Origin of the sequence: Arthrobacter sp. NPDC089319, from assembly GCF_040684925.1 — a bacterium.
Taxonomy (GTDB): Bacteria; Actinomycetota; Actinomycetes; order Actinomycetales; family Micrococcaceae; genus Crystallibacter.
The window spans coordinates 368,965-386,150 of sequence record NZ_JBFBGZ010000001.1; the positions used below are offsets into that span (position 1 = coordinate 368,965).

14 protein-coding genes are annotated in these 17,186 nt (G+C 66.9%); all 14 read left to right on the forward strand.

The genetic code is table 11. The annotated features are described in order from the left end of the window. On the forward strand, positions 1-3,891 hold the full coding sequence (locus AB0N75_RS01760; RefSeq protein ID WP_364644208.1) for a DNA-directed RNA polymerase subunit beta': 3,891 nt from the start codon (positions 1-3) through the stop codon (positions 3,889-3,891). A gap of 483 nt (positions 3,892-4,374) precedes the next feature. Then, positions 4,375-5,130 (forward strand): IclR family transcriptional regulator, encoded by a 756-nt coding sequence (locus tag AB0N75_RS01765; RefSeq protein ID WP_364644211.1) that lies wholly within the window; start codon positions 4,375-4,377, stop codon positions 5,128-5,130. Positions 5,131-5,324: 194 nt separating this feature from the next. Beyond that, positions 5,325-6,512 carry a 4-hydroxybenzoate 3-monooxygenase gene (locus tag AB0N75_RS01770; RefSeq protein ID WP_364644214.1) on the forward strand — a complete coding sequence of 396 codons (1,188 nt, stop codon included), beginning with the start codon at positions 5,325-5,327 and terminating at the stop codon, positions 6,510-6,512. 78 nt (positions 6,513-6,590) lie between these two features. Then, positions 6,591-7,436 (forward strand): protocatechuate 3,4-dioxygenase subunit beta, encoded by an 846-nt coding sequence (pcaH, locus tag AB0N75_RS01775; protein WP_364644217.1) that lies wholly within the window; start codon positions 6,591-6,593, stop codon positions 7,434-7,436. After that, positions 7,436-8,008: a protocatechuate 3,4-dioxygenase subunit alpha gene (gene pcaG / locus AB0N75_RS01780; protein WP_364644220.1), complete on the forward strand. Its 573-nt coding sequence runs from the start codon at positions 7,436-7,438 to the stop codon at positions 8,006-8,008. Before pcaH ends, pcaG begins: the two co-directional genes overlap by 1 nt. 6 nt (positions 8,009-8,014) lie before the next feature. Further along, entirely contained in the window at positions 8,015-9,496 is a 1,482-nt protein-coding gene (locus AB0N75_RS01785; protein WP_364644223.1) for a lyase family protein, read from the forward strand. Then, entirely contained in the window at positions 9,493-10,287 is a 795-nt protein-coding gene (locus AB0N75_RS01790; RefSeq protein WP_364644226.1) for an alpha/beta fold hydrolase, read from the forward strand. The genes AB0N75_RS01785 and AB0N75_RS01790 overlap by 4 nt, the downstream gene beginning before the upstream one ends. Positions 10,288-10,331: 44 nt before the next feature. Next, positions 10,332-10,760 (forward strand): 4-carboxymuconolactone decarboxylase, encoded by a 429-nt coding sequence (gene pcaC / locus AB0N75_RS01795; protein WP_277883599.1) that lies wholly within the window; start codon positions 10,332-10,334, stop codon positions 10,758-10,760. 216 nt (positions 10,761-10,976) lie between these two features. Next, positions 10,977-12,188, forward strand: coding sequence for a thiolase family protein (locus tag AB0N75_RS01800; RefSeq protein ID WP_364644229.1), 1,212 nt, complete (start codon positions 10,977-10,979; stop codon positions 12,186-12,188). A 14-nt stretch (positions 12,189-12,202) separates the two neighbouring features. Continuing rightward, on the forward strand, positions 12,203-12,889 hold the full coding sequence (locus AB0N75_RS01805; RefSeq protein WP_364644232.1) for a 3-oxoacid CoA-transferase subunit A: 687 nt from the start codon (positions 12,203-12,205) through the stop codon (positions 12,887-12,889). Continuing rightward, positions 12,889-13,533 (forward strand): 3-oxoacid CoA-transferase subunit B, encoded by a 645-nt coding sequence (locus tag AB0N75_RS01810; RefSeq protein WP_364644235.1) that lies wholly within the window; start codon positions 12,889-12,891, stop codon positions 13,531-13,533. Before AB0N75_RS01805 ends, AB0N75_RS01810 begins: the two co-directional genes overlap by 1 nt. A 26-nt stretch (positions 13,534-13,559) precedes the next feature. Then, a complete protein-coding gene (locus tag AB0N75_RS01815; RefSeq protein ID WP_364644238.1) occupies positions 13,560-14,351 on the forward strand; it encodes an IclR family transcriptional regulator C-terminal domain-containing protein in 792 nt (263 codons plus the stop codon). Between the two features lie 86 nt (positions 14,352-14,437). Further along, on the forward strand, positions 14,438-16,534 hold the full coding sequence (locus AB0N75_RS01820) for an acyltransferase family protein (RefSeq protein WP_364644240.1): 2,097 nt from the start codon (positions 14,438-14,440) through the stop codon (positions 16,532-16,534). Between the two features lie 276 nt (positions 16,535-16,810). Beyond that, a complete protein-coding gene (rpsL, locus tag AB0N75_RS01825) occupies positions 16,811-17,185 on the forward strand; it encodes a 30S ribosomal protein S12 (protein WP_127511055.1) in 375 nt (124 codons plus the stop codon). The last annotated feature ends 1 nt before the right edge of the window (position 17,186 follow it).

Sequence of the window (17,186 nt, forward strand, 5' to 3'; positions counted from 1 at the left end):
ATGTCCAGCGAATCCTCCTTCGGCCTCATGCGCATCGGCCTTGCCACCGCGGACGACATCCGCGACTGGAGCTACGGCGAGGTCAAGAAGCCGGAAACTATCAACTACCGCACCCTGAAGCCTGAGAAGGACGGCCTCTTCTGCGAGAAGATCTTCGGCCCGTCCCGCGACTGGGAATGCTACTGCGGTAAGTACAAGCGCGTGCGCTTCAAGGGCATCATCTGTGAGCGCTGTGGCGTCGAGGTCACTCGGGCCAAGGTCCGCCGCGAGCGGATGGGCCACATCGAGCTGGCCGCCCCGGTCACGCACATCTGGTACTTCAAGGGTGTCCCGTCCCGTCTGGGCTACCTGCTCGACCTGGCGCCGAAGGACCTGGAAAAGGTCATCTACTTCGCCGCCTACATGATCACCAGCGTGGACGACGAGCGCCGCCATGAGGAACTGCCGAACCTGCAGGCCGAACACGACCTGGAGAAGAAGCAGCTGGGCGATACCCGCGATTCGGACATCGCGGCCATCGCCAAGGACCTCGAGGACGAACTGGCCCGCCTGGAAGGCGAAGGAGCAAAGGCCGCCGAGAAGAAGAAGGCCCGCGACTCCGCCGACCGCCAGATGGCCAACGTGCGCAAGCGCGCCGACGCCGAGATCGAGCGCCTGGACATGGTGTGGGACCGCTTCAAGAACCTCAAGGTCGCCGACCTTGAAGGTGACGAAGGCCTTTACCGCGAACTGCGCGACCGCTACGGCCTGTACTTCGAAGGCGCCATGGGTGCCGAGGCGATCAAGAACCGCCTCGAGAACTTCGACATGGCTGCCGAGGCCGAGTCCCTGCGCGACATCATCAAGAACGGCAAGGGCCAGCGCAAGACCCGCGCCCTGAAGCGGCTCAAGGTGGTCAACGCTTTCCTGACCACCACCAACTCGCCGCTGGGCATGGTGCTGGACGCCGTTCCGGTGATCCCGCCGGAGCTTCGCCCGATGGTGCAGCTGGACGGTGGCCGCTTCGCGACCTCCGACCTGAACGACCTGTACCGCCGCGTGATCAACCGCAACAACCGCCTGAAGCGCCTGCTGGATCTGGGCGCGCCGGAGATCATCGTCAACAACGAAAAGCGCATGCTGCAGGAAGCTGTGGACTCGCTGTTCGACAACGGCCGCCGCGGTCGTCCGGTCACCGGGCCGGGCAACCGTCCGCTGAAGTCGCTCTCCGACATGCTCAAGGGCAAGCAGGGCCGGTTCCGCCAGAACCTGCTGGGTAAGCGCGTTGACTACTCCGGCCGTTCCGTGATTGTGGTCGGTCCGCAGCTGAAGCTGCACCAGTGTGGCCTGCCCAAGCAGATGGCGCTGGAGCTCTTCAAGCCGTTCGTGATGAAGCGCCTGGTTGACCTCAACCACGCGCAGAACATCAAGAGCGCCAAGCGTATGGTCGAGCGTTTCCGTCCGCAGGTCTGGGACGTGCTGGAAGAGATCATCACCGAACACCCGGTGCTGCTCAACCGCGCACCAACCCTGCACCGCCTGGGCATCCAGGCGTTCGAGCCGCAGCTGGTTGAAGGCAAGGCGCTGCAGCTGCACCCGCTGGTCTGTGCCGCTTTCAACGCCGACTTCGACGGCGACCAGATGGCTGTGCACCTGCCGCTGAGCCCCGAGGCCCAGGCCGAGGCGCGCATCCTGATGCTCTCCTCGAACAACATCCTGAAGCCGTCGGACGGCCGTCCGGTGACCCTGCCTTCGCAGGACATGATCATCGGTCTGCACCACCTGACCACCAAGCGCGAAGGGGCAGCAGGCGAAGGCCGTGTCTTCGGCAGCCCGGCCGAAGCCATCATGGCCCACGACGCCGGCGAACTGCACCTGAACTCCGTGGTCAAGATCCGCGTGCCCGGCTTCGTGCCGAGCGCGGACCAGCCGGCACCGGAAGGTTGGGAAGAAGGCCAGGAAGCGCTGATCGAAACCTCGCTCGGCCAGGTCGTCTTCAACAACACCCTGCCCGAGGATTACCCCTGGGTTGAGCGTGTGGCGGACAAGGGCCAGCTCTCGGCGATCGTGAACGATCTGGCCGAGCGCTACCCGAAGGTCGTCACCGCGGCAACGCTGGACAACCTCAAGGACGCCGGTTTCTACTGGGCGACCCGCTCCGGTGTGACCGTCGCGATCTCCGACATCGCCGCCCCGGCCGAGAAGGCCTCCATCATGGAGGGCTACGAGACCCAGGCAGCACGCGTCGAGTCCCAGTACAGCAAGGGCCTGATTGCCGACGACGAACGGCGCCAGGAACTGATCGACATCTGGAACAAGGCAACCAACGAGGTTGCCGACGCGATGCGGAAGAACCTGACCAAGGAAAACACCATCAACCGCATGGTGTCCTCCGGTGCCCGTGGTAACTGGCTGCAGGTCCGCCAGATCGCCGGTATCCGTGGTCTGGTGGCCAACCCGAAGGGCGAGATCATCCCCCGCCCGATCAAGTCCTCCTACCGTGAGGGCCTGTCGGTGCTGGAGTACTTCATCGCTACGCACGGTGCCCGTAAGGGTCTGGCCGATACCGCGCTGCGTACCGCCAACTCGGGTTACCTGACCCGTCGTCTGGTGGACGTCTCGCAGGACGTGATTGTCCGCGAACTGGATTGCGGTACCGAGCGCGGCCTGAACACGGTCATCGCCGAGCCCGACCACAACGGTGAACTGCGCCGGCACGAAGAAGTGGAGAACTCCGCTTACGCCCGGACGCTGGCCACCGATGTGGTGAACTCCGAGGGCACCGTGGTGGCCGCGGCAGGCTCCGACGTCGGCGATGTGCTGATCCAGGAACTGATCGACGCCGGCATCACCGAGATCAAGGTGCGCTCCGTGCTCACCTGTGAGTCCGCCGTCGGTACCTGTGCGTTCTGCTACGGCCGTTCGCTGGCCACCGGCAAGACCGTGGACATCGGCGAGGCCGTCGGCATCATCGCCGCACAGTCCATCGGTGAGCCCGGCACGCAGCTGACCATGCGTACCTTCCACACCGGTGGTGTTGCCTCCGCGGAAGACATCACCCAGGGTCTGCCCCGTATCCAGGAGCTCTTCGAGGCCCGTACGCCGAAGGGCGTCGCGCCGATGGCCGAAGTGGCCGGACGCGTGTCCATCGAGGACGGCGAGCGCCAGATGCGCGTCATCGTCACCCCCGATGACGGCTCGGAAGAGATCGCCTACCCGGTACTGCGCCGTGCCCGACTGCTGGTTGAAGACGGCCAGCACGTGGAGGTCGGCCAGCAACTGGTCACCGGTGCGAAGGACCCGAAGCAGGTGCTGCGTATCCTCGGCCCGCGCCAGGCCCAGAAGTTCCTGGTGGACGAGGTCCAGAGCGTGTACCGCAGCCAGGGCGTTGGCATCCACGACAAGCACGTGGAAGTCATCGTTCGGCAGATGCTGCGCCGCATTACCGTCATCGAGTCGGGCGAAACCGACTTGCTGCCGGGCGAGCTCGCCGAACGCAGCCGCTTCCAGGCGGAGAACCGCAAGGCGGTTTCCGAGGGCAAGCAGCCTGCCAACGGCCGTGACGAGATGATGGGCATTACCAAGGCATCGCTCGCCACCGAGTCGTGGCTGTCGGCCGCGTCCTTCCAAGAGACCACCCGCGTTCTGACGCAGGCGGCTATGGAAGGCAAGTCCGACCCGCTGCTCGGCCTGAAGGAGAACGTCATCATCGGTAAGCTGATCCCGGCCGGTACCGGCCTGGACCGCTACACCCAGGTGTCGGTGGAGCCGACGGAGGAAGCCAAGGCCAACCTCTTCACCGGCCCCAGCGCCTTCGGCGACTTCGACTACGCCGGCGGCGACGGTTCGATGACGCCCGAGTTCCATGCCATCCCGCTGGATGACTACGACCTGGGCAACGACTACCGCTAACGAGTTGGGCGCTCCGCGCCCGAGCCGAAGCGCTGAACCGCCTCCTGCTCCCCGATACCGGGGCAGCGGGAGGCGGTTCGTCGTTTAAGCTGCGTGGGCTCTTCACACTCGACGGCGGGCCGCCAGAACCGCCGGGCAGGGCCTGTCCGGAGCGACCTGTCCGGAACGGTTTGTCCGGCACGGTTCGACCGGCACGGCGGGTACGGCGTCGCCGGTCAGGGAGCGCCGGTCAGATATCGACGGTCCGGCCTCCGGCCGGTCGGGAACGACCTGACCGGTATAGCAGGTCCGGCCTCCGGCTCTGGGGCTGCCGTCGAGCCGGCTCGGAAATCGCACTGCTGGGCTGTATACATTCCGTTGGAGAGAAGACGGGATATTGGCGGCCCGTTTATGCCCGTTTCTCTCCACCGGATCAGGATTCTGGGCAACCGACAGGCCCGGCCGGCCTGCTTACGGTCCCTTCCGGCGTGAGAACCTAGGAGCATGGCCAATTCCCCGTCCGGAGACTCGATGCTGGACCGGCTGGTGCGCATCCTGTCTGCGTTCGAGCCGGACAAGCCGGCCATGAACGTTGCCACGTTATCCCGCCGCGCGGATGTGCCGTTGGCAACCACCTACCGGTTGGTGGACGAGCTCTCGCGGCACGGGCTGCTGACCAAGGATGGACCCGGGGAGATCCGGTTGGGGCTTCGGCTGTGGGAACTGGCCAACCGGAGTTCGCCCGCCGTGGACCTCCGGCAGGCCGCGATGCCGTTCATGGAGGACATCCAGTCTGTGGTCCGCCAGCACACCCAGCTGGCGGTGCTGCGCGATGACGAGGTCCTGGTCATCGAGCGGTTGTCCAGCCGCGGCTCGGTGGTCAATCAGGCGCAGATTGCCGGCCGCATGCCGGTTCACCGGACCTCGATGGGAATGGTGCTGCTGGCCAATTCGCCGAACCATGTCCAGGAGTCCTACCTCTCCCGCCACCCGGAAGCCGTCACCTCGGCGGACACGGTCTCCTTCGACTTGCGCCGGCACTTGGCCGACATCCGCAAGCGCGGTTATGCCGCGTTCGACGGGCGCATCGATGCGGACACCACCGGCGTGGCCGTCCCGGTAACGGGCCCGGCCGGCTGGCCGGTGGCAGCCCTCGGCGTTGTGGTGCCGCTTGGCTTCGAAAACTTCAACGCAGTGGTCCCGGCGCTGATGACGGCGGCGCGTGGCATCTCCCGGGCGATGGGCGTGGCGCTGCCCTAGCGGGCTGAATGAATGACGCGGATTGGAGTGGTCGTGCGGCACGGGGGCGGGAGCGGGACCGAAGCGGCACCCCGGCACCGAGACGGGACACCGCCGTCGTAATTCTCAATGAATGAGAACACGGGCGCATTCGACTTGTCGTCCGGGTCACACTGGATCAAGACGTGACCACCATTGCTTCAGGAGACTTACTTATGGCGCAGGCGCAAATCATCAAAACCAAGGTCGGCATTGTCGGCGGAGGACCTGCCGGTCTCATGCTCAGCCACCTGCTGGCCAAGCAGGGGATTGACAACCTTGTGGTGGAATCCCGCGATCACGAGACCATCCGCAACACGCACCGCGCCGGCATCCTGGAAGCGGGCTCGGTCCAGATGCTCACCGACACCGGCGTGGAAGGCCGGGTGCTCACCGACGGCGACGAGCATGAGGGCATCGACCTGCGCTTCAACGGAGAGTCGCACCCGCTGGACTTCAAAGACCTGGTGGACGCCACGGTGACGCTGTATGCGCAGAACGAGGTCTTTGTGGACCTGGCCGCTGCCCGCAAGCGCGACGGCGGCGACGTGCGCTACGAGGCCGAGGTCACCGAGGTGCTGGACCTGGAGACCACCACGCCGAAATTCCGTTTCACCGACAAGGACGGCACCGCGTTTGAGGTGCACTGCGACATCCTGGTCGGCGCCGACGGCTCCCGCAGTTTCTGCCGCCGTGCGGTGAAGGGGGAGCAGGACTACAAGATCGAGTACCCGTTCGCGTGGTTCGGCATTTTGACCGAGGCGCCGAAGAGCGCCCCGGAACTGATCTATGCCAACTCCCCGCACGGCTTCGCGCTGATCTCCCAGCGCAGCGAGACCGTCCAGCGGATGTACTTCCAGTGTGATCCGGCCGAGAACGTGGACGACTGGAGCGACGACCGGATCTGGGCCGAACTGCAGAAGCGGGTGGACGGACCGGACGGCTTCCAGCTCAAGCAGGGCCCGATTTTCGACAAGACCGTGCTGGCCTTCCGGTCCTTCGTCCGCGAGCCGCTGTCCCACGGCCGCATGTTCCTGGCCGGCGACGCCGGACACACCGTGCCGCCGACCGGCGCCAAGGGGCTGAACCTGGCCTTCGCGGACGTCAAGGTGCTGTTCGAGGCCATCGATTCGTTCTACGCCACCGGCAGCGACGCGCTGCTGGAGGGCTACTCGGACCTGGCCTTGCAGCGGGTCTGGAAGGCGCAGAACTTCTCCTACTGGATGACCAGCATGTTGCACACCCGTAAGGACGCCTCGCCGTTCGAAACCAAGCGTGCTTTGGGCGAACTGGCCACGGTGACCGGGTCCCGCTTCGGTCAGCAGTACCTGGCCGAGTCCTACACCGGCTGGCCGCACAAGTAACCCACCCGCCTGCCGCGCGAACCAATGCGGCACACCAACCCTGAACCGCCAGACCCGAAAAACAGAAAGGAGTTCTCGATGAGCGACGCTACTGCTCAGGACGAGGCTTTCGACGCCGAGACATTTGGCGACAGCCACCTGCTGGATCCTGCCGCCACCGCGGATTCGCAGGAGACGATTAGCCAGGAAATCACCGACATCCACGAGGCCTACCGCAAGGGCGTGGAAGCCGGAGAAGCCCAGGAAACGCAGCCGCGCATCGACTTTGCGCCCTACCGTTCCTCGCTGCTGCGCCATCCCACCAAGGACCTGCACCACGCGGATCCGGAGACGATCGAGCTGTGGAGCCCCGCGTTCGGCGAGCGGGACGTGCACATCCTCGAGTCGGACCTGACCATCCAGCACAACGGCGAACCACTCGGCGAGCGGATTGTTGTGCAGGGCCGGGTGCTGGACGGCGACGGGCGCCCGGTGCGCAACCAGTTGGTGGAAGTCTGGCAGGCCAACGCTGCCGGCCGCTACGTGCACAAGCGCGACCAGCACCCGGCGCCGATCGACCCCAACTTCACCGGCGTGGGCCGCTGCATCACCGGACCCAACGGCGAATACAAGTTCACCACCATCAAGCCGGCCCCGTACCCGTGGAAGAACCACCACAACGCCTGGCGTCCGGCGCACATCCACTTCTCGCTGTTCGGCACCGACTTCACCCAGCGGATGATCACCCAGATGTACTTCCCGGGCGACCCGCTGTTCCCGCTGGATCCGATCTACCAGGCGATCACCGACCAGGACGCGCGCGACCGCCTGGTCGCCACCTACGACCATTCGGTGACCAGCCACGAATGGAACACCGGCTACCGATGGGACATCGTCCTCTCCGGCAGCAACCGCACCTGGATGGAAGAAGGCGAGGAGCACTGATGAGCGAATCCACCACCAAACTGGTAGCTACCCCGGGCCAGACCATCGGCCCGTTCTACGGCTTCGCGCTGCCTTATGAAAAGGACAGCCAGCTGGTCCACCGCGCACACACCGGATCCATCCGGCTGCACGGCGTGGTGACGGACGGCAACGGCAGCCCGATCCCCGACTCCATGCTGGAGATCTGGCAGGCCGACGAGCACGGCGAAATCTCCCGGGAGACCGGTTCGCTGGTCCGCGACGACCACACCTTCACCGGCTTCGGCCGGGTAGCCGTGGACAACGTCGGCCACTACACCTTCACGACGGTGAACCCGGGCGCCACCGAGCAGGGCAAGGCCCCGTTCATCTCCATGGTGGTCTTTGCCCGCGGCCTGCTGAACCGGCTGTTCACCCGGATCTACCTGCCGGAGGACACCGAGGCGCTGGCGAACGACCCGCTGCTGTCCTCGCTGCCCGAAGAGCGGCGGAAGACGCTGATCGCCGAACGCGAGTCGAACGGCGACCTGCGCTTCGACATCCGGCTGCAGGGCGAAGGCGAAACTGTCTTCCTGACCTACCCGGGAATCTAGGGATCCATGAATCCAGCGGACCACGCTGATTTCGGGCTGCTGTCTCCGGCTTCGGCCGGGACAGCAGCATCCCGTTTAACCAGCGACTACCAATTCATCCAGGCCATGCTCGACGTGGAACTCGAATGGACGCGCGTGCTGGCCGGCGCCGGCCGGGTGCCGGCGGACGCCGTTCCAGCAGTCGAACAGGCTTCGCGGGCAGATCTCTACGACGCCGCGGCCTTGGCCGAGCGTACCCAGGGCGGCGGCAACCCGGTCATCCCGCTGCTAGCCGACCTGCGCACGGAGGCCAAGAAGCACAACCCGGCCGCCGCTTCGGCGATCCATCAGGGTGCCACCAGCCAGGACATCCTGGACAGCGCCTTGATGCTGATGGCGCGCCGCACGCTGGCCGGCATCGTCACCGATCTGAAGTCCGCCGCCGCCGCTCTGGCGCGGCAGGCGGACGAGCACCGCGGCACCATCACCGTGGCCCGGACGCTGACCCAGCATTCGCTGCCGTCCACGTTCGGGCTCAAGGCCGCCAACTGGCTCTCCGGCGTGGCCCAGGCCGGTGTCCGGCTGGAGCAGGTAGCCAGCGAACTGCCGCTCCAATGGGGCGGTGCGGCCGGCACCATGGCCGCGCTGACGGAGTTGGCCAACCGGCCCGCCAACGCAGCGGCCACGGCCGCCGCTGCACGTGATGGAGCCGCCGGCACCGCCGCAGGCAGCGCTGCGCAGAACAACAACGACGGCGGTGCGCTGGCTTTGGCGGCCCGTCTCGCCGAACGGCTGGGACTGGCCGATCCGGTAGCGCCGTGGCAAACCAACCGGCTGCCGGTCACCGCGCTGGCCGCGGCGCTGGCCGACGTGCTGGCCGCCACAGGGAAGGTCGCCAACGACGTGCTGCTGCTGAGCCGGCCCGAGTTCGGCGAAGTCTCCGAGCCGGCCGCCGAAGGCCGCGGCGGTTCCTCGGCCATGCCGCAGAAGCAGAATCCGGTGCTGTCCGTGCTGATCCGCAGCGCCGCACTGGCCGGTCCCGGGCATCTGGCCCAGATCCAGGCCGCGGCCGCCGGCGCCATCGACGAGCGGCCGGACGGAGCCTGGCACGTGGAGTGGCAAGCAATGCGCCAGCTGCTCCGGCTGGCCGGCGGGGCAGCCGCCAAGCTGGCCGAACTCTCCGAAGGCCTGGTGGTCCATCCGGAACGGATGCGCGGCAATCTGGCGATCACCGGCGAGCTGGTGGTCAGCGAACGCATCATGGCCACCGTGGCGCCGCTGCTGGACGGCGGTTCCCCGGGCGCCGGCAAGTCCAAGATCCAGAGCCTGGTTAACCAGTCGCTGGCCAGCCAGGGCACGCTGGCACAGCTGCTGCGCGGTGCGGTGCCGGCTGACGTGCTGACCGACGCGGCGCTGGCCGAGCTGCTGGATCCGTCCGGCTACATCGGCCAGAGCAACGAACTGATCGACCGGATCACTTCCCACTATGCAGAATGGAGCAATTCGTGAGCGTTCCCGACATCACCCCCACCTTGCTGTCCGAGGGCAAGGGCAAGCCTGTGCTGCTGGCCGGCGCCGGCCTGGGCACCGGAGCCAAGGCGCTCTGGATCGACACCGTGCCGCATCTGGCGGACTTCCAGGTGGTCGGCGTGGATCTGCCCGGCCACGGTGCCAGCCCGGCCTCGACCGAGCCGTTTACCATGGCCGAACTCGCGAAGGGCGTGGTGGCCATGCTGGACAAGCTCGCCGCGGCCGGTGACATCGACGCCGAGGCCAAGGTTTACTTCGCCGGCGTCTCGATGGCCGGCCAGCTGGCACTGCAGCTGGGGCTGGACTACCCGGAACGCTTCGCCGGGCTGGGCGTGGTGTGCTCCGGCGCCAAAATCGGCGAGCCGACCGGCTGGCTGGAGCGTGCCGAGACCGTCCGCAATGCAGGCACGCCCACCATGGTGGTCGGCTCGGCGCAGCGCTGGTTCGCACCGGGCTTCATCGAGAAGCATTCCGAACGCACCACCCGGCTGCTGCACACCCTGCAGAACGCGGACCGCTTCGCCTACGCGCATTGCTGTGAGGCCTTGGCCGGCTTCGACGTCCGCGAACGGCTCGGCGAAATCACCACCCCGGTGATCGCCATTGCCGGCGGAGTGGACGAGGTCTGCCCGCCCGAGTTCGCCAAGGCAGTGGCCGACGGCGTGCGCCAGGGCAGCTCCGCAGTGGTCGATTCCGCCGCCCACCAGGCGCCAGCCGAGGCGCCCGAAGACACCGCGGCGCTGCTGCGCGATTTCTTCCTGGCTGCCTGAGCGCGGCCCGATTCTTGACTGACACTACCCAAGGAGTACCCGCCGTGAGCGACAACCGCACCTTCGACCCCGCCAAGACCCAGCAGGAGGTCTACGACGACGGCATGGCCGTGCGCCGGCAGGTCCTGGGCAACGCGCACGTGGACCGCGCGAACAGCTCGATCGATGAGTTCACGCAGGATTTCCAGGAACTGATCACGCGCTACGCGTGGGGGACCATCTGGACCCGGGAGGGGCTGCCGCGCACCACGCGCAGCGCCATCACGCTCACCGCCATGATCGCCAAGGGCCACTGGGAGGAATTCGCCATGCACGTACGCGCGGCGCTGACCAACGGCATGACCCGGGACGAGATCAAGGAAGTGGTGCTGCAGTCCGCGATCTACTGCGGCGTGCCCGATGCCAACGTAGCGTTCAAGGTGGCCAAGGGCGTCTTCGCCAGCCTTGACGAGGATCACAGCGCCTCGATATAGTTCATATAACGTACATGCGTTCGTGAAGCGAACACTTCCGAGGTTTAGCGGATGACCACGGCTCCCTGTTCTAGGGGTCGGTGAAGCCGCCGCGGAGGGTTCCTGCGCGGATCCCCATCATGTCTATGGAGCGGTCCGGTCCAGCCACAGCGCTGGACCGGGCCGTTTGCTGTAACCCACGGCGCACGCCAGAAGTGCGCCACAAAGGAGCCTTGAATGAACCAGGCATATTTGTATGACGCCGTCCGCACCCCGTTCGGCAAGTTCGGCGGAGCGCTGGCCGGTGTCCGGCCGGACGACCTGGCCGCGGAAGTGGTCAAGGCGGAAGTTGCCCGCGCGCCGGGACTGGACCCGGAGCGCATCGACGAGGTGATCTTCGGCAACGCCAACGGCGCCGGCGAAGAGAACCGCAACGTCGCGCGGATGGCCACGCTGCTGGCCGGCCTGCCCACCTCCATCCCTGGCACCACGGTCAACCGGCTGTGCGGTTCCAGCCTGGATGCCGCGATCATCGGCTCCCGCCAGATCAACGCCGGCGAAGGCGACCTGGTGCTGATCGGCGGCGTCGAGTCGATGAGCCGCGCGCCGTGGGTGCTGCCGAAGACCGAGAAGCCCTACCCGGCGGGCAACATGACCCTGGCCTCCACCACGCTGGGCTGGCGGCTGGTGAACAAGAAGATGCCGCAGGAATGGACCGTTTCCCTCGGCGAGGCCACCGAGCAGCTGCGCGAGCGCCACGGGATTAGCCGCGAGCGGCAGGACGAGTTTGCCGCGGCGTCGCACCGCCTGGCCGACGAGGCCTGGAACGAAGGCAAATACGACTCGATGGTGGTGCAGGTTCCGGGCACCGACCTGACCCGCGACGAATCCATTCGCCCCACCAGCACCGCCGAGGTGCTGGCCGGGCTGAAGACCGTCTTCCGGCCCGTTGCCGACGGCCCCGAAGGCGGCACGGTGACGGCGGGCAACGCGTCGCCGCTGAACGACGGCGCGTCCGCGGCCTGGTTGGGCAGCGAGGCTGCCGCCGGGCTGCTGGGAACCGAGCCGCTGGCCCGGATTGCCGGCCGCGGCGCCTCCGCCCTGGAGCCGCAGTTCTTCGGCTTCGCTCCGGTCGAGGCCGCGAACCAGGCCGTCCGCCGGGCGGGCATCAGCTGGTCGGATGTCTCCGCCGTCGAGCTCAATGAAGCCTTTGCCGCGCAGTCGCTGGCCTGCATCGACAACTGGGACATCGATCCCGCCATCGTGAACGCCTGGGGCGGCGCCGTGGCCATCGGCCACCCGCTGGGGGCCTCGGGCATCCGCATCCTCGGCACGCTGGCGCGCCGCCTGCAGGAATCGGGCGAACGCTGGGGCGTGGCCGCGATCTGCATCGGCGTGGGCCAGGGCCTCGCCGTCGTGCTGGAAAACGTCAACTCAACCAAGAACTAAGGAGGTAAGCCAGCATGGCAAAATTTGCTGCTACTGCCCAGGACGCCGTGGCCGGCATCCAAGACGGCGCCACGGTCCTGATCGGCGGCTTCGGCAACGCCGGCCAGCCGATGGAACTGATCGACGCGCTGATGGACTGCGGCGCCACGGACCTGACGGTGGTGAACAACAACGCGGGCCAGGCCGACGCCGGCCTGGCGCTGCTGATCAAGGAACGCCGGGTCAAGAAGATCATCTGCTCGTTCCCGCGCCAGTCCGACTCCTGGCACTTCGACACCGCCTACCGGGCGGGCGAAATCGAACTGGAACTGGTGCCGCAGGGCAACCTCGCCGAGCGCATCCGTGCCGCCGGAGCAGGCATCGGCGGCTTCTTCACGCCCACCGGCTATGGCACCATGCTGGCCGAGGGCAAGGAAACCCGCGTGATCGACGGCAAGGGCTACGTGCTCGAGTCTCCGATCTACGGCGACGTGGCGCTGATCAAGGCGCTGACCTCGGACAAGAAGGGCAACCTGGTCTACCGCAAGACCGCCCGCAACTTCGGGCCGATCATGGCCGCCGCCGCCAAGAAAAGCATCGTCCAGGTCTCCGGCATTGTGGAGACCGGCCAGTTGGATCCCGAGGTCATCGTGACGCCGGGCATCTACGTGGACACCGTCGTCGAAATTGCGCCGCAGGCCGCAGAAGGAGAGGCACACTAGTGAGCGAGAAACTCAGCCGCGAGGACCTGGCCAGGCTGGTCGCGCAGGACATCCAGCCCGGTTCCTTCGTCAACCTCGGCATCGGCCAGCCGACGTCCGTCTCGAACTACCTGACCGCCGAACAGGACATCACCCTGCATACCGAGAACGGCATGCTGGGGATGGGTCCGGAGGCGCACGGCGATGAGGCCGACCAGGACCTGATCAACGCGGGCAAGGTCCCGGTCACCGAAGTGCCGGGGGCGTCCTACTTCCACCATGCGGACTCCTTCGCCATGATGCGCGGCGGCCATCTGGACGTCTGTGTGCTCGGCGCCTTCCAGGTCTCGGCCACCGGCGATCTGGCGAACTGGCACACCGGCGCCCCGGATGCCATCCCCGCCGTCGGCGGCGCGATGGACCTGGCCACCGGCGCCAAGGACGTCTACGTGATGATGTCGCTGTTCGCCAAGGACGGCACGCCCAAGCTGGTGCCCGACTGCAGCTACCCGCTCACGGGCGTGGGCTGCGTCACCCGCGTATACACTAATGACGCGGTCTTCCTGTTGACGCCGGAAGGCGTGCGGGTGCGCGAAACCTTCGGGACCACGCTTGAGGAGCTGCAGTCCAAGATGGACATCAAGCTGCTCCCGCCCACCGAGTAAAGCCCCCCGTAAAGCTCGAAGGAACCATGACCGAGACCAAAACGCCTGGCGATCAGTTCGTCCAGTCACTGGCCCGCGGATTGACCGTGATCCGGGCTTTCGACGCCGACAACGTCACCATGACGCTCAGTGAGGTCTCCAAGCGGACCGGCCTGACCCGCGCTACGGCGCGGCGGTTCCTGCATACCCTGGTGGATCTGGGGTATGTGCGCACCGACGGCCGCGTATTCGAGCTCACCGCATTGGTGCTCCAGCTGGGGTATTCCTACCTTGCCGGGCAGAGTCTGCCCCAGCTGGTGCAGCCATTGCTGGAGGAGCTTTCCGCCGAGCTGCACGAATCCACCTCCGCCTCGATCCTCGACGGCGACGAGATTGTCTACATCGCCCGCATCCACACCCGACGGATCATGACCGTAGGGATCATGGTGGGCACCCGGTTCCCGGCCTACGCCACCTCGATGGGCCGGGTGCTGCTGGCCGGCTTGCCGATCGAGGAACTGGAGCAGAGGTTGGCCTCCACCACGCTGAAGCAACTGACGCCGCGGACCATCGCCGACCCGCTGAAGCTGCGGGCGGAGCTGGATACGGTGCGCAGCCAAGGCTGGTCCCTGGTGGACCAGGAGCTGGAGATCGGACTGCGCTCCGTGGCGGTGCCGGTGCTGCATCCGGACGGCTCCGTGGCCGCCGCGCTGAACATGTCCATGCAGGCCTCGCTGGCGGACGGCACCCGCGACGTGGATGCCGTAGTCGCCGAGGCGCTGCCCAAGCTTCGGGCCGCCTCGGCCAAGATCACCGACGCCCTGCGCGCTCAGCAGTAGGGCAATCCCCGGACGCACTAGGGCGATCCCCGGACGTTTACCCCGCGGCCAACTGTCGTTGACTTCGGCATGGATGAATGTCCGTGATGGAAACTGTGACCCCGCGGCGGAAGTTCCTGCCGGAAATTCAAGCCCTGCGCGCCCTAGCGGTGCTGCTGGTGGTGGCCTACCATCTGGAGCCGCGCTGGCTGCCCGGCGGCTTCGTGGGAGTGGACGTCTTCTTTGTCATTTCCGGCTTCCTGATCACCGGCCACATGCTGCGCGAAGCGGCTGCCACCGGAACGCTCTCGCTGCGGTCGTTCTGGGCGGCCCGTGCCCGGCGCATCCTGCCGGCGGCGTTGCTGGTCATCGCCGTGGTGCTGGCGGCAACACTGGCGCTGCTGCCGATGAGCCAGTGGGAGCGCATTGGCTCATCGGCCCTCGCGTCCACGTTCTACGTGCAGAACTGGGTGCTGGCCGCATCGTCGGTGGACTACCTGGCGGCGACCGAGACGCCCACGCCGCTCCAGCACTTCTGGTCGCTGGCCGTGGAGGAGCAGTTCTACCTGCTCTGGCCTCTGCTGGTCTTGCTGGCCGTCTTGGTCTTGCGTGTCAGGCGACGCAGCAGCCGGCCGGGCGGGTGGGGGAGCGGCACCAGGTCCGGGGAGTGGACGGTGGAGCGGACCGCCGCGATCTTTGCCGTGGTGGTCGCCGCCTCGCTGGCGTATGGCATCTGGGCGACGGCGGGCGGCAGCCCGGACGCATACTTCATCACGCCCACCCGGATCTGGGAACTGGGGCTGGGCGGGCTGCTGGCGGCGCTGCACCACGACCCGCTGCGCTGGCCCCACCTGCGCAGCCTGCTGGCGGCGGCCGGGCTGGCCGCCATTGTGGCCTCGGCCTTCCTCTTCGACGGCGGCACCCCGTTCCCCGGGACGGCTGCCCTGCTGCCGGTGCTGGGCACCGTCGCCGTGATCGCCGCCGGCCGGACCAGCGGCCCGCTGTCCCTCCACCGGCTGGTGGACTGGCGGCCCATCCAATGGACAGGCAACGTGTCCTACTCGCTCTACCTCTGGCACTGGCCCCTGATCGTGTTCTTCACGATGCTGGCCGGCAGGGAACCCGGACCCGCCACCAGTCCGTTGCTGCTGGCCGGTTCCTTTGGGCTGGCTGCGCTCAGCTATTACCTTGTGGAGACTCCGGTGCGCCGCTTTGGTTGGTTCAGTGCCAGCGCCTGGCGACCGCTTGCCGCCGGCGCCGCCGCCACCGCGCTGGTCGGCACGCTGGCATTCGTGCCCGGGAACCAGCAGGAACGCATCCTGGAGCAACGCGATGAGGCGACTGCCGCGTTGCTGGATGCACCGCCGCCGGGGTTCGGTGTGGCCTCCCTCAAGGACAGCGGGTACCAGGCGTTCGCCACCCAGAACCCGCTGATTGTCCCGGATCCCGCCCGGGCCGGAGATGACCAATCGGGCCTCGGCGACTGCGCCGTCAAGCCGATGGCCGCCGAAACCAAGGAGTGCACGTACGGCGACCCTGACGCGGACTTCACCCTTGCGCTGGTGGGGGACTCGCATGCCGGCCAATGGTTCAAGGCCTTGGAGCCGATTGCCCAGCGCCAAGGCTGGCGGCTGCTCACCTACATCCACAATTCCTGCCCGTTCAATGCAGAGCAGCGCCAGATCGAGGCCAACGGCGAATCCGTGTGCGGCGCACCCAACGAACAGACGCTGAAGCGCTTGACCGCCGACGGCGGGGCGAACGCGGTCCTCACGTCCTATTACGCGGAGTCTGCGTTCGTTGACTCCGGGACTGGGCACCGGCCCGGAGTCGCGGGCTTCGCCGAGTACTGGAACAAGCTCGCCGACGCTGGCGTCGACGTCTACGCGCTGAAGGACACGCCCCGCCCGCGCGAGGGAGCGCTGGCCCGGGACTGCGCCGCGGCGAACTATGAGGACCCCTCCGGTTGCGGGCAGCCCCGCAACGAGGGGCTGGACGGCAAGGACCGCACGGACGAGGCCGCGGCGCTCGCTCCGCGGACCGAGGTGGTGGACCTGTCCTCCCGTTTCTGCGACCGGGATACCTGCCCGGCGGTGATCGGCAACGTCCTGGTGTACCGGGATCTGAACCATGTGAGCGGCACTTACATGAAGACGCTGTCCGCGCCGCTGGAAGCCGCACTGCTGCAGGCGATGCGGAAATGAGCGCCGTGCAGGCGGCTCCCGACGGGCTCCGTTCTCCGGTGCCGCGATTCTCTGATAGACTTTTCTTCGATTGTTTTGTGTGGCAGTGGATGAAGGCCGTTCCGGTTCAAACCGGGGCGGGGCCTGTTTCCGGTCCGCGGGGTTCTTGCGCGGAGGATGCCACACTTTTGCACGCCTACGGTCGCTTCAATTCGGCAGCGGGTGCGAAGACGACCGACAGTGCCTGGCCCTGCTTGTGTGGCGGGGCAAAGCTCACGAAAAACGGAGATCACGAAAGTGCCTACGATTAACCAGCTGGTCCGCAAGGGCCGCTCACCTAAGGTCAATAAGACCAAGGCGCCTGCCCTTAAGGGCAGCCCGATGAAGCGCGGCGTTTGCACCCGCGTTTACACCACCACCCCGAAGAAGCCGAACTCCGCGCTCCGCAAGGTAGCCCGCGTCAAGCTCGCCGGCGGCATCGAAGTGACTGCCTACATCCCCGGTGTAGGCCACAACCTGCAGGAACACTCCATCGTGCTGGTGCGCGGCGGCCGTGTGAAGGACCTGCCCGGTGTGCGCTACAAGATCGTCCGCGGCGCCCTTGACACCCAGGGTGTCAAGAACCGCAAGCAGGCTCGCAGCCGCTACGGCGCGAAGATGGAGAAGAAGTAAT

Excerpts from the sequence above, each read along its gene's own strand:
- AB0N75_RS01765 (WP_364644211.1), top strand. The coding sequence starts at position 4,375 with ATGGCCAATTCCCCGTCCGGAGACTCGATGCTGGACCGGCTGGTGCGC.
- AB0N75_RS01815 (WP_364644238.1), top strand. The coding sequence starts at position 13,560 with ATGACCGAGACCAAAACGCCTGGCGATCAGTTCGTCCAGTCACTGGCC.
- pcaH (WP_364644217.1), top strand. The coding sequence starts at position 6,591 with ATGAGCGACGCTACTGCTCAGGACGAGGCTTTCGACGCCGAGACATTT.
- AB0N75_RS01785 (WP_364644223.1), top strand. The coding sequence starts at position 8,015 with ATGAATCCAGCGGACCACGCTGATTTCGGGCTGCTGTCTCCGGCTTCG.
- AB0N75_RS01800 (WP_364644229.1), top strand. The coding sequence starts at position 10,977 with ATGAACCAGGCATATTTGTATGACGCCGTCCGCACCCCGTTCGGCAAG.
- AB0N75_RS01760 (WP_364644208.1), top strand. The coding sequence starts at position 1 with ATGTCCAGCGAATCCTCCTTCGGCCTCATGCGCATCGGCCTTGCCACC.
- AB0N75_RS01770 (WP_364644214.1), top strand. The coding sequence starts at position 5,325 with ATGGCGCAGGCGCAAATCATCAAAACCAAGGTCGGCATTGTCGGCGGA.
- pcaG (WP_364644220.1), top strand. The coding sequence starts at position 7,436 with ATGAGCGAATCCACCACCAAACTGGTAGCTACCCCGGGCCAGACCATC.
- AB0N75_RS01805 (WP_364644232.1), top strand. The coding sequence starts at position 12,203 with ATGGCAAAATTTGCTGCTACTGCCCAGGACGCCGTGGCCGGCATCCAA.
- AB0N75_RS01820 (WP_364644240.1), top strand. The coding sequence starts at position 14,438 with ATGGAAACTGTGACCCCGCGGCGGAAGTTCCTGCCGGAAATTCAAGCC.